Source organism: Pseudomonas abieticivorans, assembly GCF_023509015.1.
In the GTDB taxonomy this organism is placed as follows: Bacteria; Pseudomonadota; Gammaproteobacteria; order Pseudomonadales; family Pseudomonadaceae; genus Aquipseudomonas; species Aquipseudomonas abieticivorans.
The window spans coordinates 2,085,887-2,107,946 of sequence record NZ_CP094975.1; the positions used below are offsets into that span (position 1 = coordinate 2,085,887).

24 protein-coding genes and 1 pseudogene are annotated in these 22,060 nt (G+C 64.4%); 22 read left to right on the top strand and 3 right to left on the bottom strand.

Annotation, left to right across the window (positions count from 1 at the left end):
- Nucleotides 1-245 precede the first annotated feature (245 nt).
- The 21 genes from L9B60_RS09315 to L9B60_RS09415 are packed head-to-tail and all read left to right on the top strand — an operon-like array spanning nt 246 to nt 17,665.
- Nucleotides 246-965, top strand: a complete 720-nt coding sequence (locus L9B60_RS09315) for a beta-ketoacyl synthase chain length factor (RefSeq protein ID WP_249678197.1) — start codon at nt 246-248, stop codon at nt 963-965.
- Nucleotides 941-1,759, top strand: a complete 819-nt coding sequence (locus L9B60_RS09320; protein WP_249678198.1) for a lysophospholipid acyltransferase family protein — start codon at nt 941-943, stop codon at nt 1,757-1,759. Before L9B60_RS09315 ends, L9B60_RS09320 begins: the two co-directional genes overlap by 25 nt.
- Nucleotides 1,728-2,000, top strand: coding sequence for a phosphopantetheine-binding protein (locus L9B60_RS09325; RefSeq protein ID WP_249678199.1), 273 nt, complete (start codon nt 1,728-1,730; stop codon nt 1,998-2,000). The genes L9B60_RS09320 and L9B60_RS09325 overlap by 32 nt, the downstream gene beginning before the upstream one ends.
- 9 nt (nt 2,001-2,009) lie before the next feature.
- On the top strand, nt 2,010-2,264 hold the full coding sequence (locus L9B60_RS09330; protein WP_249678200.1) for an acyl carrier protein: 255 nt from the start codon (nt 2,010-2,012) through the stop codon (nt 2,262-2,264).
- On the top strand, nt 2,261-2,806 hold the full coding sequence (locus L9B60_RS09335) for a COG4648 family protein (RefSeq protein WP_249678201.1): 546 nt from the start codon (nt 2,261-2,263) through the stop codon (nt 2,804-2,806). Before L9B60_RS09330 ends, L9B60_RS09335 begins: the two co-directional genes overlap by 4 nt.
- On the top strand, nt 2,803-4,473 hold the full coding sequence (locus tag L9B60_RS09340; protein WP_249678202.1) for an acyl-CoA synthetase family protein: 1,671 nt from the start codon (nt 2,803-2,805) through the stop codon (nt 4,471-4,473). The genes L9B60_RS09335 and L9B60_RS09340 overlap by 4 nt, the downstream gene beginning before the upstream one ends.
- The gene (locus L9B60_RS09345; protein ID WP_249678203.1) at nt 4,466-5,200 is read left to right on the top strand and encodes a glycosyltransferase family 2 protein; all 735 of its coding nucleotides are present in this window, start codon (nt 4,466-4,468) and stop codon (nt 5,198-5,200) included. Before L9B60_RS09340 ends, L9B60_RS09345 begins: the two co-directional genes overlap by 8 nt.
- Nucleotides 5,197-6,129 (top strand): lysophospholipid acyltransferase family protein, encoded by a 933-nt coding sequence (locus L9B60_RS09350; protein ID WP_283780588.1) that lies wholly within the window; start codon nt 5,197-5,199, stop codon nt 6,127-6,129. Before L9B60_RS09345 ends, L9B60_RS09350 begins: the two co-directional genes overlap by 4 nt.
- On the top strand, nt 6,110-7,654 hold the full coding sequence (locus L9B60_RS09355; protein WP_249678204.1) for an HAL/PAL/TAL family ammonia-lyase: 1,545 nt from the start codon (nt 6,110-6,112) through the stop codon (nt 7,652-7,654). Before L9B60_RS09350 ends, L9B60_RS09355 begins: the two co-directional genes overlap by 20 nt.
- Nucleotides 7,647-8,072, top strand: a complete 426-nt coding sequence (locus L9B60_RS09360) for an acyl-CoA thioesterase (RefSeq protein ID WP_249678205.1) — start codon at nt 7,647-7,649, stop codon at nt 8,070-8,072. Before L9B60_RS09355 ends, L9B60_RS09360 begins: the two co-directional genes overlap by 8 nt.
- Complete coding sequence (locus L9B60_RS09365) at nt 8,069-8,659, top strand: outer membrane lipoprotein carrier protein LolA (protein ID WP_249678206.1); 591 nt, start codon at nt 8,069-8,071, stop codon at nt 8,657-8,659. The genes L9B60_RS09360 and L9B60_RS09365 overlap by 4 nt, the downstream gene beginning before the upstream one ends.
- The gene (locus L9B60_RS09370; RefSeq protein WP_249678207.1) at nt 8,649-10,973 is read left to right on the top strand and encodes an MMPL family transporter; all 2,325 of its coding nucleotides are present in this window, start codon (nt 8,649-8,651) and stop codon (nt 10,971-10,973) included. Before L9B60_RS09365 ends, L9B60_RS09370 begins: the two co-directional genes overlap by 11 nt.
- Nucleotides 10,970-11,137, top strand: a complete 168-nt coding sequence (locus tag L9B60_RS09375; protein ID WP_249678208.1) for a hypothetical protein — start codon at nt 10,970-10,972, stop codon at nt 11,135-11,137. The genes L9B60_RS09370 and L9B60_RS09375 overlap by 4 nt, the downstream gene beginning before the upstream one ends.
- Nucleotides 11,124-12,368 carry an NAD(P)/FAD-dependent oxidoreductase gene (locus L9B60_RS09380; RefSeq protein WP_249678209.1) on the top strand — a complete coding sequence of 415 codons (1,245 nt, stop codon included), beginning with the start codon at nt 11,124-11,126 and terminating at the stop codon, nt 12,366-12,368. The genes L9B60_RS09375 and L9B60_RS09380 overlap by 14 nt, the downstream gene beginning before the upstream one ends.
- Nucleotides 12,365-13,105, top strand: coding sequence for a methyltransferase domain-containing protein (locus L9B60_RS09385; protein ID WP_249678210.1), 741 nt, complete (start codon nt 12,365-12,367; stop codon nt 13,103-13,105). The genes L9B60_RS09380 and L9B60_RS09385 overlap by 4 nt, the downstream gene beginning before the upstream one ends.
- Nucleotides 13,102-13,587 (top strand): hypothetical protein, encoded by a 486-nt coding sequence (locus L9B60_RS09390; RefSeq protein ID WP_249678211.1) that lies wholly within the window; start codon nt 13,102-13,104, stop codon nt 13,585-13,587. Before L9B60_RS09385 ends, L9B60_RS09390 begins: the two co-directional genes overlap by 4 nt.
- Nucleotides 13,584-14,780: a beta-ketoacyl-[acyl-carrier-protein] synthase family protein gene (locus L9B60_RS09395; protein ID WP_249678212.1), complete on the top strand. Its 1,197-nt coding sequence runs from the start codon at nt 13,584-13,586 to the stop codon at nt 14,778-14,780. Before L9B60_RS09390 ends, L9B60_RS09395 begins: the two co-directional genes overlap by 4 nt.
- Nucleotides 14,777-15,247 carry a hotdog family protein gene (locus L9B60_RS09400; RefSeq protein WP_249678213.1) on the top strand — a complete coding sequence of 157 codons (471 nt, stop codon included), beginning with the start codon at nt 14,777-14,779 and terminating at the stop codon, nt 15,245-15,247. The genes L9B60_RS09395 and L9B60_RS09400 overlap by 4 nt, the downstream gene beginning before the upstream one ends.
- Complete coding sequence (gene fabG / locus L9B60_RS09405; RefSeq protein WP_249678214.1) at nt 15,240-15,968, top strand: 3-oxoacyl-ACP reductase FabG; 729 nt, start codon at nt 15,240-15,242, stop codon at nt 15,966-15,968. The genes L9B60_RS09400 and fabG overlap by 8 nt, the downstream gene beginning before the upstream one ends.
- A complete protein-coding gene (locus tag L9B60_RS09410) occupies nt 15,968-17,194 on the top strand; it encodes a beta-ketoacyl-ACP synthase (RefSeq protein ID WP_249678215.1) in 1,227 nt (408 codons plus the stop codon). The genes fabG and L9B60_RS09410 overlap by 1 nt, the downstream gene beginning before the upstream one ends.
- 24 nt (nt 17,195-17,218) lie before the next feature.
- Entirely contained in the window at nt 17,219-17,665 is a 447-nt protein-coding gene (locus tag L9B60_RS09415; RefSeq protein WP_249678216.1) for an excinuclease, read from the top strand.
- 86 nt (nt 17,666-17,751) lie between these two features.
- On the opposite strand, the gene L9B60_RS30680 is transcribed toward L9B60_RS09415, so the two are convergent.
- The 3 genes and pseudogenes from L9B60_RS30680 to L9B60_RS09425 all read right to left on the bottom strand — a co-directional run bounded on the left by L9B60_RS30680 (nt 17,752) and on the right by L9B60_RS09425 (nt 20,369).
- Entirely contained in the window at nt 17,752-18,615 is an 864-nt protein-coding gene (locus tag L9B60_RS30680; RefSeq protein WP_438866134.1) for a methyl-accepting chemotaxis protein, read from the bottom strand.
- Nucleotides 18,610-19,374 (bottom strand): annotated as a pseudogene (locus L9B60_RS30685) (MCP four helix bundle domain-containing protein); the annotation flags it as partial. The gene L9B60_RS30680 and the pseudogene L9B60_RS30685, both read right to left, overlap by 6 nt.
- 95 nt (nt 19,375-19,469) lie before the next feature.
- The gene (locus tag L9B60_RS09425) at nt 19,470-20,369 is read right to left on the bottom strand and encodes a LysR family transcriptional regulator (protein WP_249678218.1); all 900 of its coding nucleotides are present in this window, start codon (nt 20,367-20,369) and stop codon (nt 19,470-19,472) included.
- A gap of 123 nt (nt 20,370-20,492) precedes the next feature.
- Between L9B60_RS09425 and L9B60_RS09430 the strand changes: the two genes are divergently transcribed.
- Nucleotides 20,493-21,770, top strand: a complete 1,278-nt coding sequence (locus L9B60_RS09430) for an MFS transporter (protein ID WP_249678219.1) — start codon at nt 20,493-20,495, stop codon at nt 21,768-21,770.
- The last annotated feature ends 290 nt before the right edge of the window (nt 21,771-22,060 follow it).

The window sequence follows — 22,060 nt, forward strand, 5'->3', positions numbered from 1 at the left end:
CTTGAGAAATAGCAGCGGAAATACCCAGATAGAGGCCAATTGCCAGCCTTTTACTGAATGCACGGGCCAATAATGCCGTAACCACCCATCGCCGACTTTGTACAGTTTATGTAACCAATGTTTGCTACACACCTATCCTACCCGGATAATGCCCGCCTCTCGGCCATTGCACCACGTCATGGTTAGTCGTTGCCCGAGTGGACTGCCATGGACTGCAAGCCCCTGCGGGCGGGAATTACACCACTGTGATCACCTTCAACATCGAGCAATGGCGCGCCTGGGCACCCGGGTTGACGTCGGCCGACGACTGGCGGCGCTGGGGCACCAGCCCTTGCGTCGTTCAGTGCCCCGGCGCTGCGCCCGACGTTTCATTCCTGCCGGCCATGCAGCGCCGCCGCCTGGGCCATCTGGCGCGCATGGCCTTTGATGTCGGCTGGCCCTTGGCCGAAGGTCGCGAACCGATGCCGCTGGTGTTTGTTTCCCGCCATGGCGAAACGCCACGCACCTTCGACATCCTGAGTGACCTGGCCGCCGAGCAGCCGTTGTCGCCCACCCAGTTCAGCCTGTCGGTGCATAACGCAGTGATCGGCTTGTGGTCGATTCTGCGCGGCGATACGTGCGAGATGACCGCCTTGGCCGCAGCCGGCGACGGCCTGGAGCATGGTTTGCTCGAGGCCGCCGCGCTGCTGGCCGAAGGTGCCCCGCAGGTGTTGCTGGTGGTCACCGAGGAGCAGCCACCCGCGGCCTATGCCAGTTGGATCAATGACGTGCCCTTTGCCTATGCGCTGGGTTTGCTGATCACCCCGGGCAAGGGCTGGGAACTGTCCCTTGGCCCGGCGCACGCGAACGTTGCCAAGAGCCCTTGGCCCCACGCCTTAAGCTTGTTGCAGCACATGCTGGGCTCAAGCACTTCCTTCCAACACGCATGGCATGGCCGAACATGGAACTGGCAGCGCAGCCCGTGAATAAACGCCGCGACGGCTACCTGTGGCGCCTGCTGGCGACGGCCGCAAGCTTTGCGCTGTTCGGCCTGGGCGGGTTATGCCTGCGCGTGCTGGTGTTCCCGCTGTTGGCGTGCCTGCCGGGGGACAAACAGGCCCACCGCCAGCGTGCCCGCCGGGTGGTCAGCCAGTTGTTCTGGGTGTTCATCCGCTTCATGGCCCGCACCGGCGTGCTCACCTATGAAGTCGAAGGCGCCGACAAACTCGGGCGGCCGGGGCAAATGATCATCGCCAACCACCCCTCGTTGATCGACGTGGTGTTTCTGATCGGCCTGGTGCGCAATGCCAACTGCGTGGTCAAGCAAAGCCTGTGGCAAAACCCGTTCATGCATGGCGCCGTGCGCGAAGCGGATTACATCAGCAACGACGGCAGCATGGACATGCTCGACGCCGCGGCAGACGCCCTGCAAGGCGGGCAAACCCTGATTATTTTCCCGGAAGGCACGCGCACCGAGCCCGGCCAGCCACCGGCCTTTCATCGCGGCGCCGCCGCAATCGCGCTGCGGGGTGCGAGAATCATCACCCCGGTGACCATCAAGGTCAGCCCCACCACCTTGACCAAGGCCGAGCCCTGGTACCGGATCCCCCATCGGCGCGTGCACTTCAGTTTGCGCGTGGGTGCCGATATAGACACATACGCCTTTGCCGCGCTGGGGCCAGCCCCCCAGGCCTCGCGCAAGCTCAATGAACATTTGCACCACTACTTTATCAAGGAGCTCGCCACAGATGAGCGTTCCAAACCCTGCACTCAACCTTGAAATCAAGGAGCTGATCATCGACGCCCTGGGCCTGGAAGACATCAGCGCGCAGGACATCGGCGACGAGCAGACGCTGTTCGGCGAAGGCCTGGGCCTGGACTCGGTCGACGCGCTGGAACTCGGCCTGGCCATCCAGAAGCGTTACGGCATCAAGATCGACGCCGACGCCAAGGACACCCGCAACCATTTCAACAACGTGGCCAGCCTTGCGGCGTTCGTCACGGCAAAACAGGCAGCGTGAGACAGCACCATGCAAACCCGTGAAGACATCTTCAATACCCTGCAAGCGGCCATGGTCGAACTGTTCGAACTGGAACCTGAGCGCGTGACGCTGGAAGCCAACCTGTACCAGGACCTGGAAATCGACAGCATCGACGCCGTGGACCTGATCGACCACATCAAGCGCAAGACCGGCAAGAAGATCGCCGCCGATGAGTTCAAGGCCGTACGCACCGTCGGCGACGTGGTCGAGGCGGTGTACCGCCTGGTCAACGCGGCCGCATGAGCCGACTGATCGGCGCCGGCCTATTGCTGGCCGGCCTGTTGTACCCGTTCGCGGTGTATTTCGGCCTGGCCCACTTCGCCCCCTGGCAGTTTGGCCTGTTGCTCGGCTCGCTCTGGCTGGCCCGCGTGCTTACCGGCAAGCGCCAGCCCGGCAGCCTGTGGATGGCGTTGGCCGCGATCGGCTTCTGCCTGTTGCTGGCGTTGTTCAACAGCTCGCACCTGCTGCGTTGGTACCCGGTGCTGGTCTCAAGCTTCATGCTCACGTTGTTCGGCCTGAGCCTCAAGCATGGCATGCCCGTGGCCGAACGCCTGGCACGCCTGAGCGAGCCTGACCTGCCGGCGGTGGCCATCCCTTATACCCGCAAGGTGACCCAGGCCTGGTGCCTGTTTTTCCTGGGCAACGGGCTGGTCGCTGCCGCGTTGACCCTATGGGCGCCACTGAGCTGGTGGACCCTTTACAACGGCCTGATCGCCTATGCGCTGATGGGCCTGCTGTTCGCTGGCGAATGGCTGATCAGACAACGCGTACGAGGCCGCGCATGACATGGATTTCACTTGAGCAGCAGCTGCTGCGAGGTCACCCCGAGCGCAGCGTCAGCTTCACACCCGCGCTGAACCACGCCCAGCTCTGCGATCAGGCCCTGCGCCTGGCTGGCGGCCTGCAAGCGCGGGGCATCAAGCGCCTGGCGCTGTACCTGGAAGACGCCGCCGAGCTGGCAGTCGCCTTGCTCGGGGCCTGGCGTGCCGGCGTCAGCGTGCTGCTGCCCGCCGACCTGCAAAGCCAGACACGCCAGCGCTGGGACAGCCAGGTCGACTTATGGATCACCGCCGAGCAGCCCCTGGCCGAACTGTACGCCGAGCCCTTGCCCCCCGCAGCCCTGGACCTGGACACCTGCCGGCTGAGTCTGTGCACGTCTGGTTCCAGCGGCGAGCCCAAGCGTATCGACAAGTGCCTGCGCCAACTGGCCAATGAAGTGCGGGCCCTCGACGATTTGTGGTCTGCCGACCTCGGTGAGGCCTGCATCATCGGCAGCGTCGCCACCCAACACATCTATGGCCTGCTGTTTCGCGTACTCTGGCCGCTGTGCGCCGGGCGCCCGTTTTTGCGCCAGCAGTTGCCCTTCCCCGAAGACCTGCAACGAGCCAGCCGCGAGCACGCCGAATTTGCCTGGGTCACCAGCCCCGCGCTGCTCAAGCGCATGGGCGACAACCTCGACTGGCCCACACTGAGCGCGGTCAAACGGGTGTTCTCATCGGGCGGTGCGCTGCCAGAAGAGGCCGCCGCAGCGCTTGAGCTGCGCATCGGCCAGCGCCCCACCGAGATCCTCGGCAGCTCCGAAACCGGCGGCATCGCCTGGCGCCAGCGGGACAGCTGGTGGCAAGCTTTCGACGGCATTCGCCTGACCCAGGACGAGCAAGGCGCCTTGTGCATCGAATCGCCCTACCTGCCCGCCGGGCACATTGAACACAGCGCCGATGCCGCGCAATTCAACGACCTGGGCCGCTTCCAACTGCTCGGTCGGCTTGACCGCATCATCAAGCTGGAAGAAAAACGTATCTCCCTGCCGATGCTGGAACAGGCGCTGCTCGCCCATCCTTGGGTGCAAGACACCCGCCTGGGCGTGGTGCAGGAAGCACGCGCATCGCTGGGCGCCTTGCTGGTGCTCAGCGCTAGCGGCCTGCACGCCTTGCAGAGCCAAGGTCGGCGCGCGCTCACCGATGCCTTGCGCAAGCATCTGAGTGCCCACTGCGAAGCTCTGGCCCTGCCCCGCCGCTGGCGCTTGCTGAGCCAGTTGCCGTTCAACAGCCAGGGCAAACTGCCGCAAAACCTGGTGGACAGCATCCTGTTGGACCCTCGTCCAAAAATGCCCGAAGTGCTCGGCCAGCAGCAGGTCGAAAACGAACTGCACGTGCAACTGATGGTGCCGCCGGACCTTGCCTGTTTCAGCGGGCACTTCCCCCAGGCACCGGTGTTGCCAGGGGTGGTGCAAGTGGATTGGGCCATGGCCTTGGGGCAGCAATTGCTGGCCCTGCCACCCCGATTCGCCGGCATGCAAGTGCTGAAGTTCCAGCAACTGGTGCGCCCCGGCGATCAACTGCTGCTGACCCTGCGTTTCGACGCCGAGCGCGGCAAACTCTATTTCGCCTACCGCCGTGGTACCGCCGCCTGTGCCAGTGGCCGCATCCTGTTGGAGGCCGCCCATGCATAAGCCGTGTGCAGTGATCCCGGTGTACGACCATGAAGGCGCGGTGCCTGCGGTGGTCGCCGAACTGTTGGGCGCCGGCCTGCCCTGCATCCTGGTCGATGACGCCAGCAGCCCGGCCTGCGCGCAGGTGCTCAAGCACCTGGCGCAGCAGGATCAGGTCGCCTTGGTCAGCCTGGCGGTCAACCAGGGCAAAGGCGGCGCGGTGATGGCCGGCCTGCGCGAGGCGGCCCGGCTGGGCTACAGCCACGCCCTGCAAGTGGACGCCGACGGCCAGCACGACCTGCACGACGTCGCCCTGTTCCTGGATGCCTCGCGCCAGCAACCCGACGCGCTGATTTGCGGCTACCCGCAGTACGATGCCAGCGTGCCCAAGGGCCGCCTGTACGCCCGTTACCTGACCCACGTGTGGGTATGGATCAACAGCCTGTCGCTGCGCATCCCCGACTCCATGTGCGGCTTTCGGGTGTACCCCTTGCCCGTGTGCCTGCGCCTGATTGACTCGGTCAAACTCGGCAAACGCATGGACTTCGACCCCGAGATCCTCGTGCGCCTGGCCTGGCGCAACCAGCCCATGCACTGGCTGCCGACCAAGGTGCATTACCCGCAGGACGGCCTGTCGCATTTCCGCTTGTTCCACGACAACGCGCTGATCAGCAAGATGCACACCAAGCTGTTCTTCGGCATGTTGCTGCGCTTTCCGCTGATCCTTTGGCGGCGGTGGCAGGCGTGAGCGAACAACACTGGGCCAGGCATGAAGAGCGCGGCAGCTTCTGGCTGATGAAACTCACCGCCTGGGGCGTGCGCGTGCTCGGGCGCCGGGTGCTCAGCCCGATCCTCTACGCCATCGTGTTTTATTTCTTCCTGTTTGGCCGCCGCGCCCGGCGCAGTGCCTGGCAATACCAGCAACGCCTGGCGCAGTGGAGCGGCCAGGCGACGCCTGCGCCCAACCATTGGCGGGTGTTCAAGCAGTTCATGGCCTTCGCCGACGCCCTGCTGGACAAGCTCGATGTGTGGAACGGCAAGCTGAGCATCGAGCAGATCAAGATCGTCGACCCCGCGCACCTGCGCGAACAATTGCGCGGCAGCCGCGGGCAGATGCTGGTGGGCGCGCACCTGGGCAATCTCGAGGTGTGCCGGGCGCTGGCCGAGCTTGGCGAAAAGGTGACCATGAACGTGCTGGTGCACACCAAGCACGCCGAACGCTTCAACCGCCTGCTGGGCGAGGCCGGGGCGACCAACCTGCGGCTGATCCAGGTGAGCGAGCTGGACCCGGCCATCATGCTGCAACTGAGCCAACGCCTGGACCGGGGTGAATGGCTGGCGATTGCCGGTGACCGCGTGCCGCTGCACGGCGGGCGCAACGTGCGGGTGGACTTTCTCGGCCACCCAGCCGCCTTCCCGCAAGGCCCCTGGCTGCTGGCCGGGTTGCTCAAGTGCCCGATCAACTTGCTGCTGTGCCTCAAGCAACAGGGCCGCTACCAGGTGATTCTGGAACCGTTTGCCGCCGCCATCGAATGGCGCCGCAGCGATCGCCAGCAGGTGATCGCCCACTGGGCCGGACGCTACGCCGAACGCCTGGGCCACTACTGCCTGCAAGCGCCACACCAGTGGTTCAATTTCTACCCTTTCTGGAAGACCGATGACGATGCCAACGCTTGAGCCCGTAACCTTCGGCCAAACCCCGCTCAGCATCGAAGACGTGCTGGCCCTGGCCAACCGCCAGGTCGAAACCCGCCTGCAGGATGATCACCAATACCGTGAGCGCATCGCCAAGGGCGCGCGTTTCCTGGACTCGCTGCTGGACAAGGAAGGCGTGATCTACGGGGTGACCACCGGCTACGGCGACTCCTGCGTGGTGGCCGTGCCGCTGGAGCATGTCGAGGCCCTGCCGCGCCACTTGTACACCTTCCACGGCTGCGGTTTGGGCAAAATGCTGGACGCCCAGGCCACCCGCGCCGTGCTTGCCGCGCGCCTGCAGTCGCTGTGCCATGGCGTTTCGGGCGTGCGCATCGAACTGCTGGAGCGGCTGCAAGCGTTCCTGCATCACGACATTTTGCCGCTGATCCCGGAAGAGGGCTCGGTGGGCGCCAGCGGCGACCTGACGCCGCTGTCCTACGTGGCAGCCACCCTGTCCGGGGAGCGTGAAGTGCTGTATCGCGGCGAGCGCCGCAACGCCTGCGACGTCCACCGCGAGCTGGGCTGGCAGCCGCTGGTACTGCGGCCCAAGGAAGCCCTGGCGCTGATGAACGGCACAGCGGTGATGACCGGGCTTGCTTGCCTGGCCTTCGCCCGCGCCGACTACCTGCTCAAACTGGCCACCCGCATCACCGCGCTGAACGTGGTGGCGCTGCAGGGCAACCCGGAACACTTCGACGAGCGCCTGTTCGCCGCCAAGCCCCATCCTGGGCAAATGCAGGTGGCGGCCTGGTTGCGCGAAGACCTGGCCATCGATGCCCCCACCGCGCCCCTGCACCGCTTGCAAGACCGCTACTCGCTGCGCTGCGCGCCCCATGTGCTGGGCGTGCTGGCCGACAGCCTGGGCTGGCTGCGCGGCTTTATCGAAACCGAACTGAACAGTGCCAACGACAATCCGATCATCGATGCCGAGGCCGAGCGCGTGCTGCACGGCGGGCACTTCTACGGCGGGCATATCGCCTTCGCCATGGACAGCCTGAAAACCCTGGTGGCCAACGTGGCCGACCTGCTGGACCGGCAATTGGCCCTGTTGGTAGACGTGCGCTACAACCACGGCCTGCCCAGCAACCTGTCGGGCGCAAGTGCCGAACGGGCGATGCTCAACCACGGTTTCAAGGCCGTGCAGATCGGCGCCAGCGCCTGGACCGCCGAAGCGCTGAAAAACACCATGCCGGCCAGCGTGTTCTCGCGCTCCACCGAGTGCCACAACCAGGACAAAGTGAGCATGGGCACCATCGCTGCCCGCGACGCCCTGCGGGTGCTGGAGTTGACCGAACAGGTAGCGGCGGCCACGCTGCTGGCCGCCCAGCAAGGCGTATGGCTACGCAGCCTTGATACCAATGCGCGGCCCCTGCCACCGGCGCTGGCCGCCATGCACCGGCACCTGGCCGAAGACTTCGCGCCGGTCATCGAAGACCGAGCCCTGGACGCCGAACTGCGCCTGTGCCTGAAACGTATCGCCGAGCAACACTGGAGGCTGCATGCGTAGCCCGGGTGTGATCCACGCCGACACCGAAATCCTGGTGCCGTTTTTCGACATCGATACGATGCACGTCGTCTGGCACGGCCATTACGTCAAGTACCTGGAAGTGGCCCGCTGTACGCTGCTCGACCAGATTGGCCACAACTACAACCACATGCGCGATGCAGGCTACGCGTGGCCGGTGATCGACCTGCAACTGCGCTACGTGCGTGGCGCCACCTTTGGCCAACGCATCAATGTGCGCGCCAGCCTGGTGGAGTGGGAGAACCGCCTGAAGATCAACTACCTGATCAGCGACGCGGTAACCGGCGAGCGCCTGACCCGCGCCAGTTCCGTGCAGGTGGCGGTGGACATTGCCAGCCGCGAAATGCAACTGGCCTCGCCCCAAGTGTTCATTGATGCCGTCACGAGGCACCTGCCATGAGAGCGTTGATTGTGTTGGGCCTGCTGATGCTCTCGGGCCTGGCCCAGGCCTTCGGCCTGCAAGACCTGAGCGCGCAACTGGGCAAACCCGGCGTGGTGCGCGGCCCCTTCGTGCAGGAAAAACACCTGCGCGCCCTGCCCCAACCGTTGGTCAGCCAGGGCCGCTTCGTACTGGCCAAGGACCACGGCTTGCTGTGGTTACTCGCCAGCCCCGTGAAGCAGGACTACCGTATCAACGCTCAGGGCATCGCCCGGCGCGATGCCGGTGGCTGGCAAACGTTGCCGAGCCAGAGCGCCGGTGCCCAGCAAAACAAACTGTTCTTCGCCGTGCTGCAAGGCGACAGTTCGGCGCTTGAACGCGACTTCGAGCTGGCACTGCAAGGCGACGCGCAACACTGGCAGGTGCACCTGACCCCACGCTCGCTGCTGCTCAAGCAGATCTTCACGCAGATCAACATCGCAGGCGGCCAGTACGTCGAGCGCATCGAACTGCTCGAAACCCAGGGCGACAGCACCGTGCTGCGCATGTCGCAAAGCACCGGCGCCCCGGATTTGAACGACGCGGAGCGCCTCGATTTTGCCGAGTGAGCGCCTGTTACCGCGGCTGTTCCTGACCTTGCTGGTGGCTGTCATGGCCCTGGCTGGCTGGCAATGGCACGCCGGCGCGCCGCTGTCGGCCAACCTGATGGAGCTTGTGCCCGGCGCCACGCCCGACCCGCTCGAGCAGCGCGCCGAACAACGCATGCAAGAACCGCTGAACCGCGAAATGCTGGTGCTGGTGGGCCACAACGACAAGGATAAGGCCATCGCCCTGGCCCAAACCCTGGCTACGCAATGGCAGGCCAGCGGCCTGTTCGAAAAGGTCCAGTGGAACCTGCAGGCCGACCTGCCGGCCTTGCGCACGCAACTGCTGCAAGGGCGCCTGGCGATGCTGCCGACAGCCGACCGCAGCGCCCTGGTCGACCATCCCGACGCGTTTATCCAGCAGCGCGTGCAAAGCCTGTTCGACCCCTTCGCCGGTTTCAGCCTGGTCGCCAGCCAAGACGATTGGCTGGGCCTGACCGGGCGTATCCTCCAAGGCCAACCCAAGCATGGCTCGGTGCAAATGGACCTGGGCAGCGGCGCGCTGATCGCCACCGCCGACGGCAAGAGCTGGGTGCTGCTGCGCGCCCGTACCGAAGGCAACGCCTTTGACCTGCGGCTACCGCTCAAGGTCGACGACCTGCTCGGCCAGGCTCGCCAACAAGCTCAAGCCGCCGGCGGGCAACTGCTGGCGGCCAGCGGCCTGCTGTACGCCGCCAACGGCCAGCGTGACGCCACCCGGGAAATCACCTGGGTAGGTGGCGGCGCAACCTTGGGCATTCTCCTGCTGCTGTTGTTGGCCTTTCGCCGCTGGCGGGTGCTGCTGGCATTTATCCCGGTGCTGGTCGGCATGCTGTTTGGCGCAGTGGCGTGCGTGGGGCTGTTCGGCCACCTGCACGTGATGACCTTGGTGCTGGGCTCAAGCTTGATCGGCGTGGCGGTTGACTACCCACTGCACTATTTGTCCAAATCCTGGAGCCTGAAGCCCTGGCGTAGTTGGCCGGCCTTGCGCCTGACGCTGCCGGGCCTGAGCCTGAGCCTGGCCACCAGTTGCATCGGCTATTTGGCGCTGGCCTTCACGCCGTTCCCGGCCCTGACCCAGATCGCCGCATTCTCGGCAGCCGGGCTGGTAGGCGCCTACCTCGCCGCCGTATGCCTGCTGCCGGCGCTGTTGAATAACGTGCAACTGGCCCCTGCGGCCTGGCCTCTGAACCTGGCCAACGCCCTGATCAACCTGCGCCTGGCGCTGCTCAAGCGCCTACCCAGCCCTTGGCTGCTGGCCTTGCTGATGCTGTTTTGCGCAGGCGGCCTGTGGCACCTGAGCGTCAAGAATGACATCCGCCAATGGGTTGGGGCGCCACCGCAACTGCTTCAAGAGGCCCAGGCCATCGCACGCATCACCGGCTACCAGCCCACCAGCCAGTTCTTCCTGTTGCGCGCGGCCAACGCGCAGCAATTGCTGGAGCGTGAAAGCGCCCTCACCGAACGGCTGCAGGTATTGGTGCACCAAGACAAACTCAAGGGTTACCTGGCGCTGAACCAACTGCTGGCGACCTCGGCGCAGCAGCAACAACTGCGCACTGCGCTGGACGCATTGCCAGCCCACTGGCAACCGCTGGTGGCCCTGGGCGTTCCGATCAGCGCCTTGCAAACCGAGCTTGCCCAGCTCAAGGCCCTGCCGGGGCAAACCATCGACCAAGCCCTGGCCGGCCCCTTGAGCGAACCGTGGCGCTTGCTGTGGCTAGGCAACAGCGGCCAAGGTGTGGCCTCGATGATCAGCCTGCAGGGCATGACCAACAGCTCGCTGTTGAAGTCGGCAGCCCAAGGCCTGCCTGGCGTACAACTGGTAGACCGCCTGGGCGACCTCAACCAGGTGTTCGCCGCCACCCAGGTCAGCGCCGCAGAGCTCAAGCTGCTGTCGTGTGGCCTGATCGTGTTGTTGCTGATCTTGCCGTTCGGCCTGGGCGGCGCACTGCGTATTGTCGCCCTGCCCCTGCTGGCCGCCCTGTGCAGCCTGGCCAGCCTGGGTTGGCTGGGCCAGCCGCTGACACTGTTCAGCCTGTTCGGCCTGCTGCTGGTCACGGCCATCAGCGTCGATTACGCGATCCTGATGCGCGAACGCATCGGCGGCGCTGCCGTGAGCCTGCTGGGCACCCTGCTTGCCGCCACCACCACCTGGTTGTCGTTTGGCCTGCTGGCGGTGTCCAGCACGCCTGCGGTCAGCAACTTCGGCCTGTCGGTCAGCCTGGGCCTGGCCTTCAGCTTTTTGCTGGCGCCCTGGTCCGGTGAAGCCAAACACAGCGCGCAGGTGAGCCCATGACAGTCCTGCTGTTCTGGCTAGGGGCCCTTGGCCTGTTTGGCCTGGCGAGCGACCTGGGCAAACGCCTGGGCCTGGCCGCCACGCTGCTACCTGCACTGGCCGGGCTCAACCCAACCCCATTGAACACCGCACACGCGGCAAGGAGGCCACATGCCAAACATTGAAAGGGAACAGCGCCAGGTCGTGGTGATCGGCGCCGGGCCTTCCGGCGCCATCGCCGCCGCGTTGCTCAAGCGCAACGGCCACGACGTGCTGATCATCGAGCGCCAGCGCTTCCCACGCTTTTCCATCGGCGAAAGCCTGCTGTCGCACTGCATCGACTTCATCGAAGAAGCCGGCATGCTTGAAGCGGTCCAGGCGGCGGGTTTCCAGGTCAAGAAGGGCGCGGCATTTGCCTGGGGCGAACGCTACAGTGCGTTCGACTTTGGCGACACGTTCAGCAACGGCAAACCCACCACCTTCCAAGTGCAGCGCGCCGACTTCGACAAGCTGCTGGCCGACCAGGCCGAGTTGCAGGGCGTGGAAATCCGCTACGAAGAAACCATCACGGCTGCCGACTTCAACGCCGCGCAACCGCAGTTGACGGTGCAGCGCGCCGATGGCAGCGAGTACGTCGTGCAGAGCGAGTTCGTGCTCGACGCCAGCGGCTATGGCCGCGTGCTACCGCGTCTATTGGAGCTGGAAGCGCCCTCGAATTTCCCGCTGCGCCAGGCCATCTTCACCCACGTCGAAGACCGCATTGACTGCCATACCTTCGACCGCGAGAAGATCCTGGTGACCACCCACCCCACCCAGCGCGATATCTGGTTCTGGACCATCCCGTTCAGCAACGGCCGTTGCTCGGTAGGCGTGGTGGCGGCGGCCGAGCACTTGCAAGGCGCAACCGACCTGGACGCCTGCCTGAAAGGCTTCGTGCAAGCGACTCCAAGCCTTGCAAAGGTGCTGCAAAATGCTCAATGGGACACCCCGGCACGGACCATCGGCGGCTACTCGGCCAACGTCAAGGCTCTGCACGGGCCCGGTTTCGCCTTGCTCGGCAATGCCGCGGAATTCCTCGACCCGGTGTTCTCCTCGGGCGTGACCATCGCCATGCGCTCGGCCAGCATGGCCGCAGGTTTGCTGCACCGCCAGCTGAGCGGCGTGGCGGTGGACTGGCAAAATGAGTTCGCCGTGCCCCTCAAGCGCGGCGTCGATACCTTCCGCGCGTATGTCGAAGGTTGGTACAACGGCAGCTTCCAGGACGTGATCTACCACCCTGGCAGCTCGGCCGAGATCCGCCGCATGATCAGCTCGATCCTGGCCGGCTACGCCTGGGACCAACGCAACCCCTTCGTGGCCGAACCCGTGCGCCGCCTGCGCATGCTCGCCGAAGTGTGCGCGAGTACGCCAGCATGAGCGGCCCACAGTACCTGAGCGACACCTACGTCGAAGAAACCCGCTTCGGCTTCTGGTTCCTGCGCAGCCACACCTGGCAGCACCACGTGCTGCGTGTGGCGATCAACGACCTGCGCGGGCTGTTCAGCGAGGCGCCACCGGCCCAGGCCGTGCTGCTGGATGCCGGCTGCGGCCAAGGCAAGTCGTTCCAGTATTTGCAGCAGGTATTCAAGCCGGCCCGGCTGATGGGCCTGGATGCCGACTTGCACAGCATCGAGCTGAGTTCCCAGGAAGCCAAGCGCCTGAACCTGGAGGTGCAGTTGCAAGCCAATGACTGCGCCAAGCTGCAGATGCCCGATGCCAGCGTCGACCTGCTGTTCTGCCACCAAACCTTCCATCACCTGGTGGAACAGGAAAAAGCCCTGGCCGAGTTCTACCGGGTGCTCAAGCCCGGTGGCTACCTGCTGTTCGCCGAATCCACCGAAGCCTACATCGACACCTGGGTGATACGCTGGCTGTTCCGCCACCCCATGCACGTGCAAAAAAGCGCTGAAGGTTACCTGCAAATGCTCCGTGAACAGGGCTTCGAATTTGGCCCGCAGAACATCTCGTACCCCTACTTGTGGTGGAGCCGCGCCAAGGATTTCGGCCTGCTGGAGCGTGCTGGCCTGCGCCGGCCAAAACCCTTTGGCCAACGGCAAGAAACCCTGGTCAACGTGGTGGCGCGCAAACCACTGGCCAGCGGGGCCACGGCATGATCCGCGCACTGCTGCTCGGTTGTCTGCTGCTGCTGAGCGCCTGCAGCGGCAGGCCGCCGCTGCCCGAGCAAACGCCTAACCTGGCGCTGCCGATGCAGCTGCATGTGGTGCGCCTGCAAGCCGGTCAGCGCCAGGACTGGTTGCTGGTGATCCAGGCCGAGGACGGCGGCTTGCGCTGGTCGATGATGGATTTCCTCGGCATCCCCCAGGCCCGCCAACGCTTGATCGACGGCAAGTGGCAGGCTGACGGCCTGCTGCCGCCCAACCCGCAGGCACGCGAGCTGTTCGGCGCCCTGCTGTTTGCCTTTACCGAACCTGCGCGCTTGCCCGCCAGCTACCCCAAGGCCGAACAACAGGGTAACCAGCGCCACCTGGGCGAGCGCTGGCAGGTTACCTACCGCGGCCCGCAAGACTTCACCGTGCAGTTGAGCCAAGGCTTGAGCTACCAGGTCAGCCCACTGCCCGACGAGGTGTCGCCGTGACGGCCTACCTCAATGCGCTGGGGCTGGTTTGCGCCCTGGGCCGGGACAAGGCCGAGGTCGCCCGCCGCCTGTTCGCCGGTGACTGCAGCGGCATGCAGCTGCAAGCCGGCTGGGTACCGGACAAAACCTTGCCGGTGGCCGCCGTGCCCGGCCCCCTGGCCGATATGCCCAAGCACCTTGCGCAGCAAGGCAGCCGCAACAACCAGCTGTTGCTGCAGGCCGCGCGGCAGATAGAAGGCGATATCCAACAGGCCATCCAGAGCTATGGCCCCGGGCGCATCGGGGTCGTCCTGGGCACCAGCACCTCGGGCATCGACGAGGCCAGCCGCGACATCGCCGCCTACCTGCGCGACCGGCAGTTTCCGACCGGGTATGCCTATGCCCAGCAGGAACTCAGCGCACCGGCCAATTTTCTTGCCCAGTGGCTGCAGTTGAGCGGCCCGGCATACGTGATCTCCACGGCCTGCACCTCCAGCGCCCGCGCGTTGATGAGTGCCCGGCGCCTGTTGGACCTGGGCCTGTGCGATGCGGTGCTGTGCGGTGGCGTGGACAGCCTGTGCAAGCTCACCCTCAACGGCTTCAGCGCACTGGAAGCGGTGTCCTCGAAACGCTGCAATCCGTTTTCGCGCAACCGCGACGGCATCAATATCGGCGAAGCCGCGGTGTTGTTCCTGATGACCCGCGAACACCTCGCAGGCAACGCCAGGCCGGTCGCCCTGCTCGGCGCCGGGGCCAGCTGCGACGCCCATCATATTTCCGCGCCCGAACCCGCCGGCCGAGGCGCACTACAAGCCATGAACAAGGCCTTGCAGCAAGCCAGGCTTGCCCCGGGGCAAATCGATTACCTGAACCTGCACGGCACCGCCACGGCCCACAACGACGCCATGGAAAGCATCGCCGTGAACAGCCTGTTCCCAGGTGGCGTGCCTTGCTCGTCGACCAAACCGATGACCGGCCACACCCTGGGCGCCGCCGGTGCGTTGGAAGCGGCGTTCTGCTGGCTCAGCCTTGGCAACGCGCAAGGCTTGCTGGCGCCCCATGTATGGGATGCCCAGGCCGATCCCGAGCTGCCCGCCTTGCAGTGGGTGACACCGGGCCAAACCATGGCCGCCAGCCCCTCTCGTCGGCTGATGAGCAATTCCTTCGCCTTTGGCGGCAACAATGTCAGCCTTATTCTGGGAGACCCTCGATGATTGCCTGGCCCATCGCCGACCTGATACCCCATGCCGGCGACATGATCCTGGTCGACCAGGTGCTGGCGTTCGACGACGACAGCATCCATACCCAACTGGTGGTGCGCCCTGGCGGCCTGTTCAACCGCGAAGACGGCAGCCTGCCGGCCTGGATCGGCATCGAGCTGATGGCCCAGAGCGTGGCCGCGTTTGCCGGATGCCAGGCGCGCCTGCGCGGGCAGCCGGTGGAGTTGGGCTTTTTGCTCGGCACGCGCAAGTTCGAATGCAATGTTGAACACTTTCCAGCCGGCACCGAACTGACCATCCACGGCCTGCGCTCGCTGCAAGACGACAGCGGCATGGGCGTGTTCGAGTGCCACCTCACAGGCCCCGGCATCCACGCCCAGGCCCGCCTCAACGTTTATCGCCCGCCGCAGGCCGCCGAGTACCTGGCTGCTGCGCCCGCACAGGAGTCTTCCCATGACTGAATCCATACTGGTCACCGGCTCCAGCCGTGGCATCGGCCGCGCCATCGCCCTGCGCCTGGCGCAGGCAGGCTTCGACCTGGTGCTGCATTGCCGCAGCGGCCGCGCCGAGGCAAACGCCGTGCAGGCCGAAGTCAAGGCTTTGGGCCGCAACGCCCGCGTGCTGCAGTTCGACGTGGCCGACCGTGCCGCGTGTGCACACATTCTGCTCGATGACGTCCAGACGCACGGTGCCTACTACGGCGTGGTGTGCAATGCCGGCCTGACCCGCGACGGCGCCTTCCCGGCCCTGAGCGAGGAGGACTGGGACCTGGTGATGCGTACCAACCTGGACGGTTTCTACAACGTGCTGCACCCGGTGATGATGCCGATGATCCGCCGTCGCGCGCCAGGCCGCATCGTCTGCATCACCTCGGTGTCGGGCTTGATTGGCAACCGCGGCCAGGTGAACTACAGCGCTTCCAAGGCCGGCATCATCGGTGCGGCGAAAGCGCTGGCCATTGAGCTGGGCAAGCGCAAGATCACCGTCAACTGCGTGGCACCCGGCTTGATCGACACGGCCATGCTCGACGAACACGTGCCCGTCGAAGAGCTGATGAAAATGATCCCGGCGCAGCGCATGGGCACCCCGGAAGAAGTCGCCGGCGCGGTCAATTTTTTGATGTCGGCAGAAGCCTCGTACATCACCCGCCAAGTGCTGGCAGTCAACGGAGGGTTGTGCTGATGAAGCGCGTCGTCGTCACCGGCATGGCCGGCATCACTTCGCTGGGCAACGACTGGGCGACCATCGCCGGGCATTTCGCCGGCAACCGCAGCGGCATCCGGCGCATGGACGAATGGGACCGGTTCGAAGAACTGAACACCCGCCTGGCCGGGCCCATCGATGACTTCAAGGTACCCGCTGCCTGGACTCGCAAGCAGTTGCGCAGCATGGGCCGCGTGTCGCGCCTGGCGGTAGCTGCCGCAGAGCGGGCGCTGTTGGACGCAGGCCTGCTGGGCGACCCGATCATCCGTGACGGGCGCATGGGCGTGGCCTGTGGCTCGTCCACCGGCAGCACCGACGAGATCAAGGCCTTCGGCAACATGCTGCTCAACTCGGTGGCCGAGGGCCTGAACGCCAACTCCTACGTGCGCATGATGCCGCACACCACGGCGGCCAACATCAGCATCTTTTTCGGCCTGACCGGGCGTCTGATCCCCACTTCCAGCGCCTGCACCAGCGGCAGCCAGGGCATTGGCTATGCGTACGAGGCCATCAAGTTCGGCCGCCTGCCACTGATGCTCGCCGGTGGCGCCGAAGAGCTGTGCCCCACCGAAGCCATGGTGTTCGACGCGCTGTACGCCACCAGCCTGAAAAACGACGCGCCACACACTAGCCCACGGCCCTACGACAGCGGCCGCGACGGCCTGGTGATCGGTGAAGGCGGCGGCATGCTGGTGCTCGAAGAGCTGGAACATGCAGTGGCACGCGGGGCACACATCCACGCCGAAATCGTTGGTTTTGGCAGCAACGCCGACGGGCAACATACCACCCGCCCAGAGCAGGCCACCATGCGCCGGGCCATGGAGCTGGCGTTGGAAGATGCCCACCTCGCACCCGCTGCCATCGGCTATGTGAACGGCCACGGCACCGCCACCGAGCAAGGCGACATCGCCGAGACCCTGGCCACCAGCAGCCTGTTCGGCCCGCGCATGCCCATCAGTTCGCAAAAGAGCTTCCTGGGCCACACCCTGGGGGCCTGCGGCGCGCTGGAGTCCTGGTTCAGCATCGAGATGATGAACCGCGACAGCTACGTGCACACGCTCAACCTGGACGAGATCGACCCGCTGTGTGGCGAGCTGGATTACCTGCGCGGCGAGTTCCGGCAGATGAGCAACCAGTACGTGATGAACAACAATTTTGCCTTTGGTGGCGTCAACACCTCGTTGATTTTCCGCCGCTGGAATTAAGTGAAACCTTCAAGGAGAGAAACCATGCAAATCAAGACTTGGGCCACTGCGGCCGCCTTCACCCTGTGCGCCCTGCCGGGCATCAGCCAGGCCCGCGATACCCAATTGTTTTTGCCGTTCGAGAAGGTCATCAGCGAAATGACCAGCGCCGGCAAGCTCGATGGCAGCGTGAAGTTCTACCTGGCGGGCGTGCAGCCCAAGGGCCCAGTGAGCGTTATCAGCCCAGGCGCCGTGACCAACAAGAAAACCAACGCCTTCAACAAGACCGACCAAGCCGCCTGCGAGTGGGCCCTGCAATCGGCTATTTTGTCGCTCAACAGCGCAGCGAAGAATGCCGGTGCCAATGCGGTGACCAACATCGTCAGCTTCTACAAGAGCAACGTGCGCAAGGATGCCAGCACCTATGAGTGCCATGCCGGCGCGATCATGGCGGGTGTGGCGTTGAAGGGCGACCTTTCCACGGTGAAGTAGGTTCATCTGCAAGCTGCAAGCGGCAAGAGTCAGCGGCGATGTGCGCCATGCTGCCTCTTGAGGCTTGCAGCCTGAAGCTTTAACCCTTAAAGCTGGAACTTCCCGACCATGCCTTTGAGGTCATGGGACAACCCCGACAACGCCTGGCTGGCACTGTCGATCTGGCTTGCGCCTTCCGACGTCTGCAACGACAAATCACGAATATTGACCAAGTTACGGTCAATCTCACGGGCTACCTGCGCCTGTTCTTCCGAGGCGCTGGCGATCACCAGGTTGCGTTCGTGGATCAGCGAGATGGCCTGGCCGATCTCGTCCAGTGCGGTGCCTGCGGTCTTGGCGGTGTCGAGGGTGGCCAAGGCCTGATCGTTGTTGGCCTGCATGGTCGCCACCACCTTGGAAGTACCCGACTGGATGGCCGCGACCATCTGCTCGATTTCCTGGGTGGAGGTTTGGGTACGCCCGGCCAGCGCGCGCACCTCATCGGCCACCACCGCAAAGCCACGCCCGGCTTCACCGGCGCGGGCCGCTTCGATGGCGGCGTTCAGCGCCAACAAGTTGGTCTGTTCGGCCACGCCACGGATCACGTCGAGGATCTTACCGATGTCCTGGGAATGCGCGGCCAGCTCCTTGACCTGCTCGGAAGCGTCTTCCACCCGTTCGCCCATGCGCTGGATGGCGCGGATGGTGGTATCGACCCGCTCGCGGCCCAGTTGCGTGGTGGTGGTCGAGGCGCTTGAGGCGTCGGCGGTGGACACCGCGTTACGCGCCACTTCCTCCACCGCGGCAGTCATCTCATTGACCGCCGTGGCCGCCTGTTGAATTTCGGCGTTCTGGTTGTTCAGGTCGCCCGAGGTCTGGTTGGTGATGGCCGTCATTTCTTCGGCCGCCGCCGCCAACTGGTGCGATGAGTCGCCAATCAGGCGCAAGGTATCGATCAGGCTTTGTTGCATGTCCGCCAGCGAGCGCTGCAGGTCGGCCACCTCGTCGGCGCCCTCCACTTCGATGCGTCCGGTCAGGTTACCCTGGGCAATACGCTTGGCCAGTTCGATAGCCCTGGCAAGGGGGTGGACGATGCTGCGGGTCAGCGCCCAGGCCAGCAGCACGGTCAGGATAAACACCAGCGCCAGCACGCCCACCGTAGTGCGTATGGCCGTGTCATAGCTGGCCTTGGCCGCTTGCGTGTAAAGGCCGGACTCCTTGACGTTGATCGTCACCAACTCGTTGAACAAGTCGCCGGTCTGGTTCGACAGGTCCTGGATGGGACCGTTGAGCAAGGCCTGCATGGCCGCCACGTCACCTTGGTCGGACAGGCTCTGGTAGCGGCCCAGGATGTCCTGATAGCGCGTCACCACTCCTTGCATCTGGCTAAAGGATGAACGCGCGACTTCGGGCGCCACCTGGCTGTAACCAGCGATGGCCTTGTCCAGTTCGCCACGCAGAAACACCATGCGCTGGATCGACGGCGCCAGCACCGCAGGGTCGCGGTTGATCAACAGGCGGAAGGTCAGCACGCGGATGCCCAGCGAGTTGTCGCGGATGCTGCCCAGCCAGCGCGTACCTGCGTGGGACACTTCCTCGGTATGGATCACCGCTTCACGCATGTGGGTGATCTGGTTCATCGAGAAAATACCAAAGCCCAACACCAACACACTGATCAGGCCGAAACTGAGGAAAGCACGGGTAGAAATACGCAGCTGACGAACGTTCATACAGGCTCCATGTGATGACTGGCTGTGAAGCTCATCGGCCCGCCGCTCGGCAACTTGAACGCACCGGTTAGACCATTTATCGAAATACTGACCGGTCACACCTGTTTGGCGGCGTGCCGGGTCAGCAAATCGACGAAAGCCTTGGCCATTGCCGAAGGTACCTCCCTGCGCTGCACCAACCACACGGCGGTCATGGCCTCGGGGTCGAGCAAGCGCCGGTACACCACGCCATCGATGCGCATGCGCTGGTAGGAGGCGGGCAACACCGACACCCCAAGGCCTGCCGCCACCAGCCCGATGATGGTCATGGCCTCGCCCGCCTCCTGGGCGATGTGTGGGCTGAACCCGGCGCTGCGCGCAAGGCTGAGCAATTGCGCGTACAGCCCACTGCCGTAGTTACGTGGGAAAAACACGAAGGGCTCGTCGGCCAGCGCCTTCATGTGCAGCCCTGCCTCGGTGCCGGCCGCCAACGGGTGCTCGGCGCTGAGCACCACCACCAACGGTTCGCGCAGCAGTTCCACATGGGTCAAGTGATCGGACAGCACCAGCGGGCGAATCAAGCCCACCTCGATAGAGCCTTCCAGCAGCGCATCGGTCACCGCCTGGCTGCTCATCTCCTCAAGGTTCAGGTGTACCGCCGGGTAGCTCTGGCGGAACACCGAAATGGATTTGGGGATACTGGAATTGAACGGCGCCGACGAGGTGAAGCCGATTTTCATCTCGCCCAGTTCGCCCAATTGCGCGCGCCGTGCCACGTCGGCGGCCTTGTCCATTTGCGCGAGCACCAACCGCGCTTCTTCCAGGAACAGCCGGCCGGCCTCACTCAACGCAACCCGACGATTGGTACGGTCGAACAAGCGTGCCCCCAATTCCTGCTCCAACGCTTGGATCTGCTGGCTCAGAGGCGGCTGGGAAATGCCCAGGCGCTCTGCCGCGCGGCCGAAATGCAGCTCTTCGGCCACAGCGATGAAGTAGCGCAGGTGACGCAATTCCATATCAACCTCGATTAAGACGTTTAACCTATCAAACAGGTGGAACAATATATTGGAAAGAATGATTAGCCAGCTATATGCTTTTTCACATTCCTTCCTCCCACTGCGCCCTTGCAGAGGTTTTGCGTGAAAACTGCCGTTGTTCCACAGGCTCAAGAAATACCCGACACCTCCCTGGCCGATGTCGCTGCCGTGCTGAGCGAAGCCTACATCGAGAAAGGCACCCCGCTGTTCATGCGCACGGTACTGGCGCTGTTCTCCGGTGGTTTCGCCACCTTCGCGCTGCTGTACTGCGTGCAGCCGATGATGCCGATCCTGTCCCACGAATTTTCCATCAATGCCGCCCAGAGCAGCCTGATCCTGTCGGTGTCCACCGGCATGCTCGCCATCGGCCTGCTGATCACCGGGCCGATCTCCGACGCCATTGGCCGTAAGCCGGTGATGGTGTTTGCCCTGTTTGCGGCCGCTTTGTGCACCATCGCCAGTGCCATGATGCCCACCTGGCAAGGCATCCTGGTGATGCGCGCGCTCACCGGCTTGTCCTTGAGCGGGCTGGCGGCCGTGGCCATGACCTATCTGAGCGAAGAGATTCACCCCCAGCACATCGGCCTGGCCATGGGCTTGTACATCGGCGGCAACGCCATTGGTGGCATGAGCGGGCGGTTGATCACCGGCGTGCTGATCGACTTTGTCAGCTGGCACACCGCGATGCTGGTGATCGGCGGCCTGGCGCTGCTGGCGGCGATCATTTTCCTCAAGATCCTGCCCGAGTCGCGCAACTTCCGCCCCCGCAAGATGAACCCGCGCGGGCTGCTGGAAGGCTTCACCATGCACTTCAAGGATGCCGGCCTGCCCTGGCTGTTCCTCGAAGGCTTCCTGTTGATGGGCAGCTTCGTCACCCTGTTCAACTACATCGGCTACCGCCTGCTGGCAAGCCCATACCACATGAGCCAAGCCCTGGTCGGCCTGCTGTCGGTGGTGTACCTGGCCGGCATCTACAGCTCGGCGAAAATCGGCTCGCTGGCCGACAAGCACGGCCGCCGCAAAGTGTTCTGGATGAGCCTGGTGCTAATGTTCGCAGGCCTGCTGGTGACCCTGCTCACCCCGCTGCCGGCGATCGTGCTGGGCATGCTGATGTTCACCTTCGGCTTTTTCGGTGCCCACTCGGTGGCCAGCAGCTGGATCGGCCGCCGCGCCACCAAGGCCAAGGGCCAGGCCAGTTCCTTGTACCTGTTCAGCTATTACGTGGGCTCCAGCGTGGCCGGCACCCTGGGCGGCGTGGCCTGGAACTACGGCGGCTGGAACGGGATCGGCTGGTTTATCAGCGGGCTGTTGGTGGTGGCGTTGGTGGTGGCGGCCAAGTTGGCCAAACTTGCGCCGCTGGGGGGGAATGTGAAGGCTTGAGTCCGCCCGACGCAGCCGCTGGCGGTTTAGGCCAATATTTGTAGTGACTGCTTGGCGGATGAATCCGCTCTACAGGGTGAGGTTACCCCCCCTTGTAGGAGCGGATTCATCCGCGAAGAGGGCACCGCCGGCCGTAACGTTTCCTGACTTATTTCCCGCCTCGACTCCCATCAAACTTCATACAATCCGAAAGCCTTGAAGGAAATTTCCGAGTCGCTTTTTTGGGGTGTTTGCTAGGGAAATATCTCTCTATAGTTTCCGCCGTCGCACTGTCTGCGACCCGGATTTAG